This window comes from Krasilnikovia cinnamomea (assembly GCF_004217545.1).
Taxonomy (GTDB): domain Bacteria; phylum Actinomycetota; class Actinomycetes; order Mycobacteriales; family Micromonosporaceae; genus Actinoplanes; species Actinoplanes cinnamomeus.
This window is the reverse complement of record NZ_SHKY01000001.1, coordinates 5,450,215-5,467,518: the sequence shown is the minus strand read 5'-3', so window position 1 is coordinate 5,467,518 and position 17,304 is coordinate 5,450,215. Positions and strand designations below refer to the sequence as shown.

The 17,304-nt window shown below is 72.5% G+C and carries 15 protein-coding genes; 5 read left to right on the top strand and 10 right to left on the bottom strand.

Features of this window, described 5'->3' with window-relative positions; genetic code table 11:
- Nucleotides 1-192: 192 nt before the first annotated feature.
- Complete coding sequence (locus tag EV385_RS25025; RefSeq protein WP_130511676.1) at nt 193-4,554, bottom strand: prealbumin-like fold domain-containing protein; 4,362 nt, start codon at nt 4,552-4,554, stop codon at nt 193-195.
- A 199-nt stretch (nt 4,555-4,753) separates the two neighbouring features.
- Here EV385_RS25025 and EV385_RS25020 point away from each other — a divergent pair, with 199 nt between their 5' ends.
- Nucleotides 4,754-5,626, top strand: a complete 873-nt coding sequence (locus tag EV385_RS25020; RefSeq protein ID WP_130511675.1) for an AraC family transcriptional regulator — start codon at nt 4,754-4,756, stop codon at nt 5,624-5,626.
- Nucleotides 5,627-5,637: 11 nt separating this feature from the next.
- On the opposite strand, the gene EV385_RS25015 is transcribed toward EV385_RS25020, so the two are convergent.
- From EV385_RS25015 to EV385_RS24995, 5 genes are all read right to left on the bottom strand, one after another.
- Nucleotides 5,638-5,865: a hypothetical protein gene (locus EV385_RS25015; protein ID WP_130511674.1), complete on the bottom strand. Its 228-nt coding sequence runs from the start codon at nt 5,863-5,865 to the stop codon at nt 5,638-5,640.
- A 40-nt stretch (nt 5,866-5,905) separates the two neighbouring features.
- Nucleotides 5,906-6,160: a hypothetical protein gene (locus EV385_RS25010; RefSeq protein ID WP_130511673.1), complete on the bottom strand. Its 255-nt coding sequence runs from the start codon at nt 6,158-6,160 to the stop codon at nt 5,906-5,908.
- 63 nt (nt 6,161-6,223) lie between these two features.
- On the bottom strand, nt 6,224-6,976 hold the full coding sequence (locus EV385_RS25005) for a DUF4253 domain-containing protein (protein WP_130511672.1): 753 nt from the start codon (nt 6,974-6,976) through the stop codon (nt 6,224-6,226).
- Between the two features lie 41 nt (nt 6,977-7,017).
- The gene (locus tag EV385_RS25000) at nt 7,018-7,695 is read right to left on the bottom strand and encodes a response regulator (protein WP_130511671.1); all 678 of its coding nucleotides are present in this window, start codon (nt 7,693-7,695) and stop codon (nt 7,018-7,020) included.
- On the bottom strand, nt 7,692-8,906 hold the full coding sequence (locus tag EV385_RS24995; RefSeq protein WP_130511670.1) for a sensor histidine kinase: 1,215 nt from the start codon (nt 8,904-8,906) through the stop codon (nt 7,692-7,694). Before EV385_RS24995 ends, EV385_RS25000 begins: the two co-directional genes overlap by 4 nt.
- 197 nt (nt 8,907-9,103) lie before the next feature.
- On the opposite strand from EV385_RS24995, the gene EV385_RS24990 reads away from it, so the two are divergent.
- From EV385_RS24990 to EV385_RS24980, 3 genes are all read left to right on the top strand, one after another.
- Nucleotides 9,104-9,589 carry a DUF1707 SHOCT-like domain-containing protein gene (locus EV385_RS24990; protein ID WP_242625060.1) on the top strand — a complete coding sequence of 162 codons (486 nt, stop codon included), beginning with the start codon at nt 9,104-9,106 and terminating at the stop codon, nt 9,587-9,589.
- 117 nt (nt 9,590-9,706) lie between these two features.
- Entirely contained in the window at nt 9,707-10,543 is an 837-nt protein-coding gene (locus EV385_RS24985; protein WP_130511669.1) for a metal-dependent hydrolase, read from the top strand.
- A gap of 99 nt (nt 10,544-10,642) precedes the next feature.
- Nucleotides 10,643-11,719, top strand: coding sequence for a methyl-accepting chemotaxis protein (locus tag EV385_RS24980; RefSeq protein WP_130511668.1), 1,077 nt, complete (start codon nt 10,643-10,645; stop codon nt 11,717-11,719).
- Nucleotides 11,720-11,771: 52 nt separating this feature from the next.
- On the opposite strand, the gene EV385_RS24975 is transcribed toward EV385_RS24980, so the two are convergent.
- Nucleotides 11,772-13,514, bottom strand: coding sequence for a bifunctional 3'-5' exonuclease/DNA polymerase (locus EV385_RS24975; protein ID WP_165449719.1), 1,743 nt, complete (start codon nt 13,512-13,514; stop codon nt 11,772-11,774).
- 61 nt (nt 13,515-13,575) lie between these two features.
- On the opposite strand from EV385_RS24975, the gene EV385_RS24970 reads away from it, so the two are divergent.
- Nucleotides 13,576-14,004 carry a YbjQ family protein gene (locus EV385_RS24970; protein ID WP_130511667.1) on the top strand — a complete coding sequence of 143 codons (429 nt, stop codon included), beginning with the start codon at nt 13,576-13,578 and terminating at the stop codon, nt 14,002-14,004.
- Between the two features lie 13 nt (nt 14,005-14,017).
- Here EV385_RS24970 and EV385_RS24965 read toward each other — a convergent pair whose 3' ends face one another.
- From EV385_RS24965 to EV385_RS24955, 3 genes are all read right to left on the bottom strand, one after another.
- Entirely contained in the window at nt 14,018-15,331 is a 1,314-nt protein-coding gene (locus tag EV385_RS24965) for a methyl-accepting chemotaxis protein (protein ID WP_165449575.1), read from the bottom strand.
- A gap of 119 nt (nt 15,332-15,450) precedes the next feature.
- Nucleotides 15,451-16,374 (bottom strand): carbohydrate ABC transporter permease, encoded by a 924-nt coding sequence (locus EV385_RS24960; RefSeq protein WP_130511665.1) that lies wholly within the window; start codon nt 16,372-16,374, stop codon nt 15,451-15,453.
- A 19-nt stretch (nt 16,375-16,393) separates the two neighbouring features.
- Nucleotides 16,394-17,293 carry a carbohydrate ABC transporter permease gene (locus tag EV385_RS24955; RefSeq protein WP_130511664.1) on the bottom strand — a complete coding sequence of 300 codons (900 nt, stop codon included), beginning with the start codon at nt 17,291-17,293 and terminating at the stop codon, nt 16,394-16,396.
- Nucleotides 17,294-17,304: the final 11 nt, after the last annotated feature.

Below are 17,304 nucleotides of genomic sequence, written 5' to 3'. Positions count from 1 at the left end.
TGAAGAAGATTCGGGGTCGTGCGGTGCGCACCCGGGTCCGCGAAGGTTGCCTACCGGTTGCGACTCATACTTTCGGTCCGCGCAGCGCTTCGAACGGTCAGCAGCGCTCAGCCGATCAGCCCGTGGCCGACCGTCCTATGAGGAGGGTTGTCGCGTCAGTGCGTACGGAGTGATGGCGAACCCGGCGCCCGGTCAGCGACCAGGACGCCGCCGGGTCGCCCGGCGAAGGAACACACCCAGGACGATCATCGCCACGGCGAGGTACCCGGCCGGTGCCGCCGCCGGGCCGGTGACCGGAACGCCGGTGCCCGGCCTCCCGGGCGCCACGGCGGTCACGGCGCGGCAGCGGGCGCCCTGGGTCACGCAGTGCGCGCCGGGCGCGTCGACGGTCACCGTGTTGTCCAGCCGGCGGTCGCCCGCGGGAACGTCCTGGACCCGCATGGTGTACGTGACAACCGCCTCGGCGCCCACCGGCAGGTCGCCGTTCCAGGTCAGGTAGGGCGTGCGAACGACCGTGGACCCACGGGTGGCGTGTAGAGACACGAGGGTGGCGTCATCGAGCACACCGGACAGATCGTCGCGGAAGGACGCGTCGGGATAGGCCGTGGCGCCGGTGTTGGTGATCGTCACGGTGAAGGTGACCAGTTGTCCGGGCAGCGCCGCGGACCGGTTCGCGGTCTTCGTCACCGCGTACCGGTGGGTCCGGTCGGTGATGAGGCAGTTGACGATGGTGTAGGCCGCGACCCCGGCCCCGGCGATGGTGGCGGTGGAGCCGGTGAAGGTGACCGGCACCGGCGCCTGGGTGAAGGCGTCCCGGCACGTCAGCTGGGTGAATTTCCAGCCGACCGGGCCGGTCTGGGTGAAGCTGACGTCCAGGTCGGGGGTGGGTACGAGCAGCTGGGTTCCCCCGGCCGTGAAGTCGGGGTTGACCGTCGCGGGATTCCGCCCGGCGGTGGTGGTCACGGTGAAGACGGGTACGTCGGCGGCAACGGTCGGATCGGTGTCGACGTTGCCGGTGGTGTAGCGGAAGGTGCTGACGCCACCGTGTGAGCGCACCTGCAGGCAGATCGCGGTGGTGAGGACCCGCACCTCGTCGAGCAGGACGGTGTCGGCGGTGCTGGCGCCGGTGTTAGCGCCCTCGAACCGGAACTCCAGGGCGCCCGACTTGGGCACGCCTGCGGGTGGCAGGTAGACGACCAGGGTGCGGGACTGGTTCATCGGCAGTGCGAGGTCGGAGACGGTGGCGCCGTTGGCTTCGGTGACCGTGGCGTTGCCGCCGACGGCATCGGCCGGGGACGTGGCGACCGTGGCGTAGCGGGTGCCTCCGTAGGAGATCTCCAGCCGGGCCTGGTCGCCTGCGCCGATGTCGCGGGGCACGACGTCGACCGCGATGGCTCCGCGCGGGGCGACGCCGCTGACGGTCTGCGCGAGCCGGTCGGTCGCGAACGTCGCCGCCGGGTCCGGGTTGGTCGCCCGCCCACCGGCCACCACCCACGATCCACTGTGGTCCCAGGCGGTGAGCCCGCTGCCGAACGTGTCGTTGCGGATCAGGTTCGTGATGGGGCACGGCTGTCCGGCGGGTGCGACGGGCCGGTTCGTGAACGTGCAGACCAGATCGTCGCCGGCCTGCAGCGTGTACGGCAGCGCGACCAACGCACCGGTGCGCGCCTCGACGCAGACCCGGGTGCTGACCCGCCATCCGGAGACCGGGTTCGCGGTGATGCCGAGGACCTGACCGATCTGGGTGTTGCCCAGCGTACGGGTGCCGACCTGATGTGATGTCGTGATCGAGGGCGTCGCCGGGGTGGGCCCGCCGGTCACCGTGTACCCGAAGGTGGCGTCGCGCGAGATGGTCGTGGTCACCAGCGTGACCGTGGGCAGCAGGAGCTGCTCGGTCAGGTAGCAGTTGACGATGGTCTGCCCGGCGATCGTCGCGCCGTCGACGGTGACCGTGCCCGCCGCGATGCCGGCCGGGACATCCGCGCCGGTGGCGGCGTTCTGGCAGGTGATCGTGTCCGGTTGCCAGCCCACCGGCCCGCTCTGCGCGAACGTGACGTCGGTGCCGGGGGTGAGCACGGACAACTGCGGGGCGGCGGTGAAGTCGGGGTTGACCGTGGCCGGGTTGCTGCCCGCGGTCGTGGTCACGGTGAACCCGGGCTCGGTGGCCGGGGTCGCCGGGGCGGTGTCGATGTTGGTGGTGGTGAACGCGAAGGTGCCGTGGCCGCCGACCGACTCGACCTGCAGGCAGATCGCCGCCGCGTGGAGCTGGACGTTGTCCACCCCGAAGCTGTCGGCCGCGTTGTTGGTGTCGCCGGCGCCGGTGACGGCCATCTGGAATCGCAGCTCGCCGGTCCTGGGCACCCCGCCGGGAAGGGTGAGCGTGACCGTGCCGCCCCCGGCCATCGGGATGGTCGCCGGGGACACCGTGGCGCCGTTGGCCCCGGCCACGATGGCGTTGCCGCCGAACCCGGCGGCGGCCGCCGTGCTGGTGATCGTGGCGTACACGGTTCCGTCGTACACGATCTGCAGTGCGGCCTGGTTGCCGCCGTTTCCGCCCGCGCCGTCGGCCGGGATGACGTCGACCGCGAGCCCTGCGCCGGGGGTCACGCCGTAGACGGTCTGGCGGAGCTGGCCGGTCGCGAACGTCGCGGCCGGGTCGGTGTTTACGGCCCGGCCCCCGGCCGCCGTCCACCCGCCCCCGGCGCTCCACGAGGTCAGGCCGGTGCCGAAGGTGCCGTTGCGGACCAGGTTGCTGGCCGGGCACGGCTGGTAGACCGCGGCGATCGGCCGGTTGACGAACGTGCAGACGATGTCGTCGCCGGTCTGCAGGGTGTACGGCAGCGCCACGGTCGTGCCGTTGTTCGCGTTCGTGCACACGCTGCTGCTGATCCGCCACCCGGTCACCGGATCGGCGACCACGTCGACCTGCTGGCCGACCTGGGTGCCGTCCAGGACGAGCGAGCCCGTGCGTCCGGCGGTGGTGATCGACGGGTTGGCCGGGGTCGGCCCGCCGCTGACGGTGTACCCGAACGTCCCGTCCAGGATCGCGGTGGTGGCCACGATGGTGAGCCGGGGACGCACGGTGTTGGTCAGCACGCAGTCGATCGCGTCCCCGGCGGCCGGGGTGAGTGTCGGCGGCGCGTTGAGGTCGACCGTCCCGCCCGGCAGCACCGTCGGTGACCCGGCGTTCGAGTTGGTGCAGGAGATCGACGTGTCGTACCGGGACAAGTCGGTGGCGCCCGCGCCCACCTCCGTCAGGCTGTAGCCGCCGCCCGGTGTCACATCGGTCGACCCGGTCGTGCCGGACCCCGGGGTGACCGTGCTGCCCGAGCCGGCCGTGGTGCTGGCCACGGTCGAGTTGACCACCCCGCCGCCGTCCCGGATCTGCACCGTGAACTGGTCCGGCTGCTCGGCCCGCGCCGTACCCAGTTCGGTGGACAGGCGCACGCTGGCCGCGTTCGCCGACACCGTCACGTTCGCCGGCTGCGGCGGCGCGAAGTTCTGGAACCGGCAGGTGGCCGCGCCACCGTTCACGGTGGACAACCCGACGCTGGCGAAGCCACCCGCACCGTAGGTGAACCCGCCGGTCACCCGGTCGCGGTTGGCGATCCGGATGCTGAACCGGTACGCCCGCCCGGCGGTCACCGACCAGCCGCCGGTGTTCCAGGTCGGCGACCAGGATGGCGTCTCGGCGACGTTGTGGTAGGGCCCGCTGGGCCCGGCGCCGACGGCGGGGTCGTAGGCGGAAGACCAGTTCACGTACGCGCCGTCGTCGGCCTTGGTCATGCACAGATTCACGGTCCCGGTCGCCGTCGCGTAGTAGGTCCCCACGAGCTCCCAGGTCCGGATGCAGTTCCTGATCTCCGATGTGAGCTCGCACCAGTGGTTGGCGGTGTCCGAAAGGACGGTTGTGGTGGTGACGGTCGCCGAGCACGGGTGGAAGACGCCGAAGTAGTCGGTGAAGTCCCGGCATCGCGGCGGCGCCCCCGTGTAGGGATCCGACGGCGGCCACAGCGGCGAGATCAGGTTGTCCTCGTCGTTGCCGATCCAGTGCGGGTCGCGCAGGCGCAGCAGCAGGTTCCCGCCCGCGGGCGTGAACTGGTCCGCGGTGACCGCGCTGAACGCGCCGGCCTTGGCGCCGACCGGCGTGCCACCGGGCGCGGCCAGCTCCACCGACACGGGCACCCGCGCGCCGTTGGCGAGACTCGCGACCGTACAGCTCACCGTCGGGGCGTTGAACGTGCAGGAGCCCCCTCCCACACTGGCGCCGGAATAGGTCAGACCGGTGGGCACGGTGTACCGGAACCGGATGCTGGTCGCGTTGCTCGGGCCGTGGTTGACCAGGGTGGCGGTGACCGGGCGGGAGCCGCCGCCCGGCGCGATCGCCGGGGTGACGACGTCGATGAGGAAGAGCTCGGCCCGCGAGCCGTTCCAGGTGCCGGCTGAGGCCGCCTCGGCCGGCGCGGGCCGCAGGGCGATGGCGGGCAGCATCGCGGCCGTCATCGCCACGACGGGCGCGATCGCTCGCCAGCCCCACCGGACCGTGGGCAGCATCCGCACAACCTCCTGGCCTCGTCACCCCGACGCCGGAACAGTAAAAGGCGTAAGTACGGCGTTAGGCGACAATCGGTTTTTCTCATGCGATAGCGGACCCAGGCGCTTCGGCCCTGCCCCGACCGAACCGGGCTCAGGATGTCGGGTCCCGCCCGGGCGTGCCGCCTAGCGTGGTGCACGCAAGCAGGAAGGAGCCGAGGTGCTGGAACGGCTGAACGCGGCCCTGGACCACATCGAGCAGCGCCTCGACGCCACCATCGACCCCGCCGAACTCGCGCGGATCGCGGTGACGTCGGAGTACCACCTGCGCCGGATGTTCTCGGCGCTGGCCGGGATGCCGCTGTCGGAGTACATCCGGCGACGCCGGATGACCGTCGCGGGCGCGGAGGTGCTGTCGGGTCGCGCGACGCTGCTCGACATCGCGGTGCGCTACGGGTACGGCTCCGCCGAAGCCTTCGCCCGTGCGTTCCGCGCGGTGCACGGCGTCGGACCGGGCCAGGTCCGGCGCGAGGGCGCCGCGCTACGCGCACAGCCTCGGATGTCGTTCCGCCTCGTCGTCGAAGGGAGCAACAGCATGCGGTACCGGATCGTGCAGCGCGACGGATTCCGGGTGGTCGGGAAGATGGCCCGCGTACCCCTCGTGCACGAGGGGGTGAACCCGGCGATCGCCGACTTCATCCGCGGCATCGGGCAGCCGGCGCTGCGCCGGATCGAGGAGCTGTCCGACGCCGAGCCCGACGGGATCATCAGCGCGAGCGTCAACCTCGACGAGAGCCGCGCGGAGGGGACCGAGCTGGACTACTACCACGGCGTCGCCACGACCGGCGCCGCACCGGAAGACCTCGACTGCCTCGACGTCGCGGCGGGCACGTGGGCCGTCTTCGACAGCTCCGGCGCCTTTCCGCAGGCCCTACAGGGACTCTGGCGGGACGTGTTCACCGAGTGGTTCCCGTCCAACCCGTACCAGAGCAGGCCGGGGCCCGAACTCCTGCGCGTCCGGCTGTCGGCGGACGCGGCGCAGGCCGAAGCGCAGTTGTGGATCCCCGTGGAAACGGCCGCGACGACCCGATAAGGGGCCCCCGCTCACCGGCCCCGGTTCCGGGGATGGTTCTTCGCGGTGCGTTCGTTGCCGTGCCGGTAGTTTCCGGTCAGGCGGGCCATCAGCTCCTGGGGGTCCTCGTTCTCCACGTCCACCAGGAAGCGGGCCGCCGTGGCACCGCGCAGCACACCGGCCGGGCGGCCATGATGCAGCATTTCGACATCGCCGTTCTTGCGCAGGCGATAGGTGAATCCGTCCGGAGCATTCGTCACCGCCGCATCATTGCCCGCAGCGGTGACACACACGAGCGAATTACCGGCGCCGCAGACGCTTCGCCGCCGTCACGGCAAGGAGCAGGCCGACCAGGGCGGGTGCGCCGATGATGCCGGCGTCCTCGATCCGCGTCGAATAGTCGGTGTACGGGATGTGGCGTTCCTCGAGCACCAGCGTGTGGAGAAGGAACGCGCTGCAGGCGAGAAAGACCGCTGCGCCGGCCCACAGCACAAAGGATGAGACCACGAGCCGCGGCGCACCGCCCTCGTCGACCGGCTTCGATAGGTCCGACATGCGGCGCAGGCTACCAGCTGCCGACAAGCTGCCTTTCTCGGCATTCTCCCGGGGCCGCCGCGCTCAGTCCCACCAGAAGGACCACCGCGTGCTTTCCATCAGATCCCCGGCGTACTCCGCCAGCGACCCGGTGCCCTGGGTGATGTTGTCGGGGGCGAGCGCGAAGTGCTCGGCGGCCACCCGCAGCGCGTGGTCCCGCTCGACCGGCGGCGCGGCGACGCTCAGATACATGGTGTCGAAGCCGAGCCCGATCAGCCGCGTCCCGAAGCGGTCCTCCCAGTCCCGGAGCACGGCGGAGACCCTGCTGATGTCGCTGTCGTGGTTGGTCGGGCCGGCCCAGCCGAGAACCGTGGGCACATCGGCGCCCCGCCCAGCCGGCACCAGCCCGGGCCGCGATCCGTGGATCCAGTCGGCCGCGAGCAGCGAACGGAACTCCGCACCGCCCAGCTCGTCCGGGTCGGCCCGCGGAACACCCGCGTCGGCGCGGCCGGGCCAGCCGTTCAGGAACGGGGCGACGATGTCGAGCAGGCCCTCCTCGTCCTCCTCCGGCTCGGGCTCGCCCGCCGCCCACCACCGGGCCAGCAACGCCTCCGGGTCATGGTCGGAGGGTGTCCCGCCGGACCGGCCCGGGTGCAGCTCGCCGGTGAGCCACGGCCGGTCCGGTTCCCGTTCGGACAGGCCGTGCAGCAGCAGCGGCCACAGCCCCGTGCGCTCGTGCCGGGCCCGCGCGAAGGCCCACCAGCCCCCGTCGAGCGCGATGTCGGGCAGCTGAAGGGGACTCTCGTGCGGGCGGTCACGGCGCTTTCCGAAGAGCATGGCCGCGACGCTATCGGCCCGGTACGACGATCCGCCGCGGTTCAGGCCAGCCAGCCGGGCCGGATCAGTCCGGCCTCGTACGCGTGCACCACGAGCTGGGCGCGGTCGCGGGCGCCCATCTTCACCATCGTCCGGCTCACGTGGGTCTTGGCCGTCGCGGGGCTGATCACGAGCCGGGCCGCGATCTCGTCGTTGGACAGGCCCTCGGCGACCAGCACCAGCACCTCCCGTTCCCGGTCGGTGAGCTGATCCAGGCCCTGCGGCACGGTCGCCGGGCGGCCACGGGCACCGGTGGGGGCCGCGAACTCCCCGATCACCCGGCGGGTCACGCTGGGCGACAGCAGCGCGTCACCGGCCGCGACGGCCCGGACGCCGCGCAGCAGCTCGACCGGCTCGGTGTCCTTGACCAGGAACCCGGCCGCCCCGGTGCGCAGCGCCTCGAACACGTACTCGTCCAGCTCGAAGGTGGTCAGAATGACCACCCTCGTGCCCGCGAGGGTGGGGTCGGCGACGATCCGCCGGGTCGCCTCCAGGCCGTCGACACCGGGCATCCGGATGTCCATGAGCACCACATCGGGGCGGGTCTGCCCGGCCAGCCGCACGGCGGCCAGGCCGTCACCGGCCTCCCCCACCACCTCGATGTCGGGTTCCGCGTCGAGCAGCGCGCGGAAACCCGCCCGGACCAGGGCCTGGTCGTCGGCCAGCAGCACCGAGATCATGCGCCACCCCGCGCGGGCACGGCGGCGGTCGGCAGCGCCGCGTCGACCACGAACCCGCCGCCACCCTCCGGTCCGGCCCGCAGGGTGCCGCCGAGCGCCTCGGCGCGGGCCCGCATCCCGACGATGCCGTTGCCCTCCGGCGCGCGGGCGGCCCCGGACGCGGCCGCCCCACCGGAGACCGCCGCGCCGTCGTTGCGTACCGACAGGCGCAGCTCGTCGGCCGCGTACTCGACGGTGACCCGCGCGGTCGCACCGGGCACGGCGTGGCGGCGCACGTTGGTCAGCGCCTCCTGGACGATCCGGTACGCGGCCCGGTCCACCTCGGCGGGCAGATCCCGCCGCTCGCCGCTGGTCGTGGTGGTGACCGGCAGGCCCGCATCGGCGGTCAGCTCGGCCAGCCGGTCCAGGCCCAGCGCAGGCTGGCGGGGCGCCGCCTCCTCCTCGGGGCGCAGCACCCCCAGCACCGCCCGGACCTCACGCAGGGCTTCCGCGCTCGCCGTCTTGATCGCCGACAGCGCCTCTCGGGCCTGTTCGGGGCGGCTGTCCATGAGGTGCAGGCCGACCCCCGCCTGCACGTTGATCAGGGACAGGTGGTGGCCGAGGACGTCGTGCAGCTCGCGGGCGATGCGCAGCCGCTCCTCCGACGCCTGGCGGCGCTCCTGCTCGTCGTGGGCGCGGGCGCGCTCAGCCCGTACCTTCATGATCTCGGCGAAATGCTCCGCGCGGGCCTTGGCCGCGCCGCCCAGCAGCACGGTCACCACCAGGCCGGCGGCGACCAGCAGCGCGGCCCGCGCGTCGGTGCGTGCGGCCGGGGCCAACCCGAGGGGCGCCGCGAACGGGCCGGTGACCAGCACCCAGGCGAGCCAGCCCACGGCCGCCACGGCCAGCGCGGGCCCGCGCCGGCCCGCCTTGACCGCGCTGAACAGCGCGATCAGCGACGCGACCGCGTAGGTCCAGCGCGGGGCGGTCAGGGCCGCGAAGCCGATCGCGGCGGCGGCGGCCACCACGAGCACGGTGATGGGGGCGCGCCGCCGCCAGGCCAGGGCCAGCGGCCCGGCCAGCAGCAGCACGTACGCGAGGAGGTCGCCCTGGGGTGGCACCGCGCCGGCCAGGTTCCAGGCGCCGAACACGTGGAAGCAGAGCGCGACGATCACCGCCGCGCCGAACCCTGCCCGGCGCTGCCCGCGCCAGGGTCCCGGAGTGTCGCGCACGTCTCGAACCTACGGCACCGGCAGGCGCCCGGGCATCCACGCGGCGGCGGCCCCGGGCCTGCGCCGACCGGGGTACGACGCCGGGCGGCGTACTCCCCGGGGCGTACGGCGGCGCGCTGGGCTGCGCCGGAGCACGCGCGTACGGATGCTCCACCGGGCCGACGCGCCGAGACTGCCGGTCCGGCCACCCTGGAGTCGTGTCCCGCCCCAATCTGGAGGTCATCGTGAACGTGCAGGACGACGCCGCCTGGTCCGGACCGAACCGGCTCCGGACCTCCGACAGCGAACGCGAGCAGGTCGCCACGATCCTGCGCGCCGCCATGGGCGAGGGCCGACTGAGCCTCGCGGAAGGCGAGGAGCGGCTCGCCGCCGCGTACGCGGCCACCTACCGCGACGAACTCACCCGGCTGACCACGGACCTGCCGGGCGGCGGCCGGTCCGCCCTGCTGGACACGCCGCAGGCCCGCTCGGCCGCCCGGCGCGGTGTGCGCCGCCACGCGGGTGGCGTGTTCGTGCTGGCGTTCGCGCTGCTGGGACTGTGGGCGCTGTCCGGCGCGCACGTGTTCTGGCCCGCGATCCCGCTGGCGTTGCTGTTCCTCGGCCTGTTCCGGCACGCCCGCTACCGCCGCTACGCGCACCACCGCTACGGCGTCGCCCCGTGGAACGCCCCCGGCCACCGGTGATCATCGACACTCCGGCGTGGACGTGGCGGTCGTTGAACGCCCCTTTCCGCTCTGCCATGGTGGCAAGGTTTCGCACCGGCCACAGCGGACCGGGCGCACGGGGAGGGGACGGCCACCATGATGGGTCCTTCGCACGCGCTGTCGGGGGCGGCGGCCTGGCTGGCCGGTTGCTGGGCGCTGGACCACCTCGCCGGGTACGGCCAGTCCCCGCTGGCGGTGGCGGTGGGCACCACGGTCTGCGCGGGCGGGGCCCTGCTGCCCGACCTGGACCTGTCCGGCAAGGTCACCCGCAACCAGGGCGGCGCCACGGTGGCCCGGACCTTCGGGGTGTTCTCGCTGTTCGTGGCGGAGGTGGTGGAGAAGGTCTCGCTCGGCGTCTACACGGCCACCAAGCTGCGCAGGGACCCGCGCCGGGACAACGGGCACCGGACGTTCACCCACACGCTGCCGTTCGCGGCCCTGGTGGGGTGGGGCACCACGGAGCTGTGCGTACGGTTCGGCAAGTGGGCCGTGGTGGCGATCGTGTTCTTCACCGCGGGCCTCGCCCTGCGCGGGCTGTTCGACGAGTGGGCGGAGCGGGCGGGATGGCTGCTCGTCACGGCGCTGTCCGGCGCGATGGCGTGGTTCACCTGGCTGAACCTGCCGGGTGACCGGGGCTATCCCCTGCTGGGCATGGCCGTCGGGGTGGGCTGCGTGGTGCACCTGCTCGGCGACATGATCACCAAGAACGGGGTGCCGATCCTGTGGCCGATCCCGGTGGGCCGCCGGATGTGGCGCATGATCGGGGTGCCCAACGCGATGGCGGTGAAGGTGGGCGGCCCAGGTGAGGTGATCGTGCTGCGCACCCTGTTCACCCTGGTGTCCGTGCTGGCGGTGGCGGCCATGTTCGCGCCGCACCTGTGGCACCGCTTCGACCTGGACACGTGGGCCGACAACGCCCTCGGGGAGCGGTAGCGGACGGCTGTTCGGCCCGCCACATCGGGCCCGGCCCCTCAACTTCGACGCCGCGCCGCCGACTGTCACTCAGGAACAGTCGGAGGATTCGGAGTCGGTATGCGCAAGTGGTGGCGGTCGGTGAGCGGCGCGAAGGCGCATCCGCTCGCCCAGTTCGGTGACTCGTTGTACGAGGCGTTCGACAACGCGCCCGCCTCACTGGTCATCACGGATCACTCCGGTCAGATCCTCTACCGGAACAAGGCGGCGGGGCGGGCTGTCGCGCTTCTCCTCGAGCGGTCGGGCCCGCGGGCGGTGGAGGAGCTCCAGACGATCCTCAAGAGAGTCGTGCCGAAGATCGACTCGGTCCCGTACGTCAACCCCGCCGAGCCCGGAGCGCTCGTACAGGGAACCGCGATCTATGACCGGTTCGCGGGCGGCTTCCTGGTGACCTACACCGACACCACCGAGCAGGCCCGCGCCCAGGCGCTCGCGAAGGAACTGGCCCAGGAGCTCTCCACGGCCAGCACGTCGCTGGCCGAAGCCGGGCAGGAACTGGTGGGCAACGCGCGGCGCAGCTCCGAGCAGGCCGAAGGCGTCTCGCAGGGCTCGGCCGAGCTGACCGAGAGCATCAAGGAGATCTCGCGCGGCGTGAACAGCGCCTCGACCAGCACCACGGCCGCCGTACAGGCGGCGCGGGACGCCACCCGCCGGATGGGTCAGCTGCAGGAGTCGAGCCAGCGCATCGGCAGCGTCACCAAGCTGATCACCGAGATCGCCGAGCAGACGAACCTGCTGGCCCTCAACGCCACCATCGAGGCAGCACGCGCCGGCGAGCTGGGCAAGGGCTTCGCGGTCGTCGCCGGTGAGGTCAAGGATCTGGCCGCGCGGACCGCCGAGGCCACCGGGCAGATCTCCGAGATCATCGAGGGCATCCAGGCGGAGAGCACCGAAGCCGCCGAGGGGATCTCCGGGATCGTCGAACTGATCGACGCCGTGGCTGAGCAGCAGGGCATGATCGCCGGGGCGGTCGAGGAACAGAGCGCGACCAGCTCCGAGATGACCGGCGGCATGCAGGCCGTCGCGGACGCGGTCCAGTCCTCGGCCGAGGCCGCCGAGACCGTCCTCGCCGCCGCGGCCAGCCTGAAGGACCAGGCGACCCGGCTCATCACCCTCACCGCCACCCAGGACAACTGATCCCCTGACCGGTCGCGGCCGGGCCCCGTGCCGGCCGCGACCGGTCAGCTCATCAGGCGGCGTCGGCGTAGCAGTCCACAACGGACACGTCGAGCGGGAAACGCACCGCGCTCTCCCCGAACAGCAGCCGCCCGGCCTCGGCCGCGCCCGCCCCCACCGCCGCGACGACCCGGTCGGCCTCCTCGGCGGGGCAGTGCACCACCACCTCGTCGTGCACGAAGAAGACCAGCTCGGCGCGGGTGTCCGCGAGCGCGGCGCGCAGCGTGGCCAGCAGCACGAGGGCCCACTCGGCGGCCGTGGCCTGGATGACGAAGTTGCGGGTGAACCGGCCCCGGGCCCGCCCGGACGCGCCGCCCTGCGGGGACTCGGCCGAGCCCAGTTCCTCGGGTGGCTCCAGACCGGCGTCGCGCCAGGCCGTGGCGGCGGGCGGGCAGGTGCGTCCCAGCCACGAGCGGACCAGTCCCCCGGCCTCGCCGGTGCGGGCGGCGGCCTCCACGTACTCGAAGGCGGTGGGGTAGCGCTGGCGCAGCACCGCGAGGGCGGGCACCGCGGCGCCGCCGGTCTGGCCGTACATGGCGCCGAGCAGGGCCAGTTTGGCGCGGGCCCGGTCGCCGCCGAACGCGTCGGCGGCCAGCGCCGCGTACAGGTCACCGGCGCCGGCGGCCGCGGCGAGCCGGGCGTCGCCGGACACGGCGGCCAGCACCCGCGGCTCCAGCTGACCGGCGTCGGCGACGACGAACCGCCAGCCGGGGTCGGCGACGACGGCCCGGCGCACCACCTTGGGGATCTGCAGGGCGCCTCCGCCACGGGTGGCCCACCGGCCCGAGACGACGCCGCCCGGTACGTACTCCGGGCGGAACCGGCCGTCGCGCACCCACGCGTCGCGCCAGCCCCAGCCGTGCGCTGTCCAGATCCGGTACAGCTCCTTGAATTCCAGCAGCGGCTTGACCGCCGGGTGCTCCACCCGGCGCAGCACCCAGGCGCGGGTGTTCGGGACGTCGATGCCCGCGCGGGCGAACGCGCGCAGCACCTCGGCGGGGGAATCCGGGTGCAGGCCGTGCACGCCGAACGCGTCGTTGATCTCGGCGGCCAGCTCGGCGAGGCGGCGCGGCGGCCCGACCGGCTGGGGCGCGCCCAGCAGCTCACGCAGCAGGTCGTCGTGGAGGTCGGCGCGCCACGGCAGGCCGACCCGGCCCATTTCGGCGCCGACCAGCGCCCCGGCGGACTCGGCGGCCAGCAGCAGCCGGAACCGGCCGGGATGGTCCGTGGTGGCGGCCCGGCGGTGCTGGTCGGCATACACATCGGTGAGGGCCCGGAGCCGCTCGGGCGCGGCGGCGGCCGGCGGGCCGGTGGCGGTCTCGAACAGCGTGCCCTGGGTCTGGCCGGGCGGCTCGGGCGGGCGCGGCGGCGGGTCGGCGGGCACCGGGCCCCCGGTCAGCCGGGCCCAGGCGGCCGCCAGCGCGCGTGGCTCACCCCACCGGCCCGCATAGCCCAGCAGCAGGGCCTCGGAAAGCTCGACGTCGTGGCACCGGGCCACCCGAACCCCGGCGCGCAGCAGGGCGGGGTAGACGTCCGCGGTCGCGGGCCAGACCCAGCGGACCGGACCGGCGGCCTCGCGGGCCCGGATCGCGGCGGGCAGATCCGCCACCGCCTCGGGGGCGGCCGACGGGGCGCCGTCGGGCCCCAGCGGCTGGAGCAGCCCGCCGAACGCCGCAGCGCCGGCGGGCTCCCCGCCGGCGGGACCCGGCACCACCGCGACCAGCACGTCGGCCATTGTGCCGCCGGGGTGTGACAGTTCCCCGGAGGCCATTCCCCGAGGCTGGGCCGCCTCGGCGGCGATCGATACGATCTGCCGCATGCTGGTGGTGAGTTCCAACGAGGTTCCCGGGTACCGGATCGACGCGGTCCTCGGCGAGGTCTTCGGCGTCACGGTGCGGGCCCGCAACCTCGGCGCGGGGTTGACGGCGGGCTTCCGGTCGCTCGGCGGGGGCGAGATTCCGGAGATGACGCAGCTCATGGTGCAGAGCCGCAACGAGGCCATGGGCCGGATGATCTGGCAGGCCCGCCAGCGCCGGGCGAACGCCATCGTCGCGTTCCGGTTCGACACCGGCGAGCTCGCTCAGGGCTGGTCGGAGATCTGCGCATACGGCACGGCCGTCTGGGTGGTCCCGCTCAGCGACCACGCCAAGCGACAGTACGAGGCGATGACCCGGGCGGGCGGCCTGCCGCACCAGGTCCCGTACGCCACGAACGTCAGCGAGCACGCCCCGGTGGCGCCGCACTAGCGCGGCTGGCCGCTTATGCGGAGTTGCGGGACAGCCGTTCGAGGACGTGCACCTCGTCGGTGATCCGGCCCACCTGGCCCGCCGCCTCCTGGACACTCATCGCGATCTGCCGCACCGACGCCGACTGCTGCTCCAGCGCGGCGGCCAGCGCCGTGTTGTGCGAGGACAGGTCGCCCACGCTCGCGGTGATCTCCGAAACGCGCTCCACGGCGGCCGCCACCTGCGTCTGGACCTCGCCGAGGGTACGGGCGATGGCCTCGGCGTTGCCGCCGGACTGGTGGGCGAGATCCTTCACCTCGCCCGCGACGACCGCGAACCCGCGGCCCGCCTCCCCGGCCCGCGCCGCCTCGATCGTGGCGTTGAGGGCCAGCAGGTTGGTCTGTTCCGCGACGCCGTGGATGACGTCCGAGGCCGCCATGATCTGCTCGCTGGACTTCTCCAGGGCACGCATCAGGTCCGAGGCGTTGTCGGCCTTGGCCGCCACCGTGCCGGTGATCTCCTCCGTGAGGTGTGCCGTGCGGGTCAGCTCGTCGATGGCGCGCGACATCTCGTCGCTGGCGGTGGCGACGGCCGCGGTCTCCCGCCGCACCTGCTCGGCCGCCTCGGCGAGCACGGCGCCCTTGTCGGCGATCTGCTGCTGGATCCGCTGCCGCTCGGCCAGTTCCGCGTCGGCCGCGGCGATCCGTTCCCGGTCGGCGAGCTCACGGTCCGCGGCGGCCTCGGCCTGCGCCTGCGCGGCGCGCTGCTCGGACGCGGCGGACGCGGCGCTGGCCGCGTCCAGCCAGCCGCGCAGCACGTGCATGGTCACACCGATGGCGGTCACCGACGCCCACGACACCAGCGTCAGCGCGGCGGCAGGCAGCGGGTTCTCAGAGATGAACAGCGGAATCCCGATGCCCACCGCGGCGAGCGCCGAGGTGGCGACCAGGTCGCGCCGGTCGAGCGAGAACCCGACCCACATCAGCAGCATCGAGAATCCGACGACCACCATGACCCGGTTCTCGCGGCCGCCCAGCCCGGTCAGGAGCAGGTTCCCGACGGCCATCACCACGGTGATACGCACGATGAGCACGGGCAGCCGGTGCAGCTTGATCACGAACATCGCGACGGCCACCACCAGCGCGGTGACGCCGGGCAGCGCCAGCCACAGTCGTGCCGCGGCGTGCTCGGCGCTGAGGATCGACACCAGCGCGGCGAACCCCCAGACCAGCCACAGGGGCGGCAGGAGCTTGCCCGACAGTGCCATGTCCTCGGACGGGCGGGGGCGCGCCGCCTCGGTAGCGGACGGTGCGGCGGGCAGGGCGGGGGCGGTGGTCTCGTCGGTCACGTGGCGTTTTTCGGCGCACCGGCGGGCCATCTTGAGAAGCCGAGCGCTTTATCACCGAAATGTTGTCGGCACAACCCCTGCGCCCAAGTTGTCCGACATTTAGGACAGCCGCGCCCTGCCTACTTCACCGCGCCCGCGGTCAGGCCGGACTGGATCTGGCGCTGGAAGATCGCGTACATGACGATCATCGGCAGGATCGCCAGCGTGAGCGCCGCGAACAGCGTCGACCATTCCGCGTGGTATCCGGCGGAGACGCTGATGTTCGCGATGCCCTGGGTGAGCACCCATTTGGAATCCGCCCCCTGGCCCTGCATGATCGCCACCGGCAGCAGGTACTGGTTCCACTGCCCGACGATGTTGAAGATCGTGATGCTGACCAGCCCGGACCGGGCCATCGGCAGCATGATCTGGAAGAACTGCCGGGTGTGCGACGCGCCGTCCATCGTGGCCGCCTCGGCGATCTCGTTCGGCAGCGTCTTGAAGAACGCGGCCAGGAAGAACACCGTGAACGGCAGCGAGTACGCGATGTACACCAGGATCAGGCCGGTGAACGTGTTGATCAGCCCGAAGCCCTTGAGGATGAAGAACAGCGGCACCAGGGCCATGAACGTCGGGAACGCGAGCCCCGAGACGAACATGTAGTAGATGAACCGGTTGCCGAAGAACCGGTACCGGGCCAGCACGTACGCGGCCATCGACCCGAACAGCATCGTGCCGGCGGTGCTCACCAGCACCACGAAGACGCTGTTCAGGAAGTACCGGCCGACATGCGCCTCGTCCCACGCGTTCACGTACGTCGCGAACGAGAAGTGCTGCGGCAGCGCGAACGGCTGGCCCAGGAAGATCTCGGTGTTGCTCTTGAAGGACGCCAGGACCACCCAGATCAGCGGTCCCGCGGTGGCCAGGGCCCACACGACGAGCGAGACGTGGGCGAGGCCGCTGAGCGCGCGGATCTCCCGCTTGGCGCCCGGCGCCTTGCCGGGGCCCGCGGAGGCGGCCCGGTGCTGGGTCGCCGGGGGTCTGGTGCTGGTGGCGTTGGTCATCGCCGCGCTCCCGTCTCTCTCACATTTCCACGGCGTCGCGGCGGGTGACCCGCAGGGTCAACGCGGCGAAGGTCAGGGTCAGGAAGAACAGCACCACGCCCAGGGCGGAGGCGTATCCGGCCTGCGAGTAGTCGAACGCGTTGCGGTAGATCATCAGGCTGATCACCGAGGTGGCGCCGTCCGGGCCGCCCCGGTCCACGGACATGATGTTCACCAGCGCGAACGCGTCGAAGGCGGCGATGCCCAGGTAGACCCACGCGACCTGGATGGTGCTCCACAGCAGCGGGACGGTGACCCGGAAGAACAGCGTGATCCGGGTGGCGCCGTCCAGCGCGGCGGCCTCGTAGATCTCGTTGGGGATGGAGCCCATGCCCGCCGAGAACAGCACCACGTAGAAGCCGACCGCCTGCCAGACCAGCACCGCGAGGATGCAGGCCAGCGCGAACCGCTGGTCCGCCAGCCAGAGCACCGGCTCACCCGGCAGCAGGCCGTTGAGCAGGCCGCTCTCGTCCGACGAGAACACCCGGCCGAAGATCACCGCGACGATGGCGAGGGCCAGCAGCTGCGGAAAGAAGAAGATGACCCGGTAGAACTTCGAGCCCCACACGCCGCGCTGGACCCCGCCGCGGGCGCCGCCGCCCACGTTGAGCAGGAACGCGAAGACCAGCGCGATGAGGATCGTGATGAGTGGCAGCAGGATCAGCAGCACCAGGTTGTGCCGCAGCGAACTCCAGAACAGGTTGTCGTGCCACAGCTTGGTGAAGTTGTCCAGGCCGATGTACTTGATGGGGCCCAGCCCCGACCAGCTCGTCAGCGACAGCTGGAAGGTCTGGATGTAGGCCGCGACCACGAAAGTGACGTAGAGCGCCACGGGCACGGCGAGGAAGCCGATGATGAAGGGATACCTACCGTGCCGCATGGCGCTCTCCG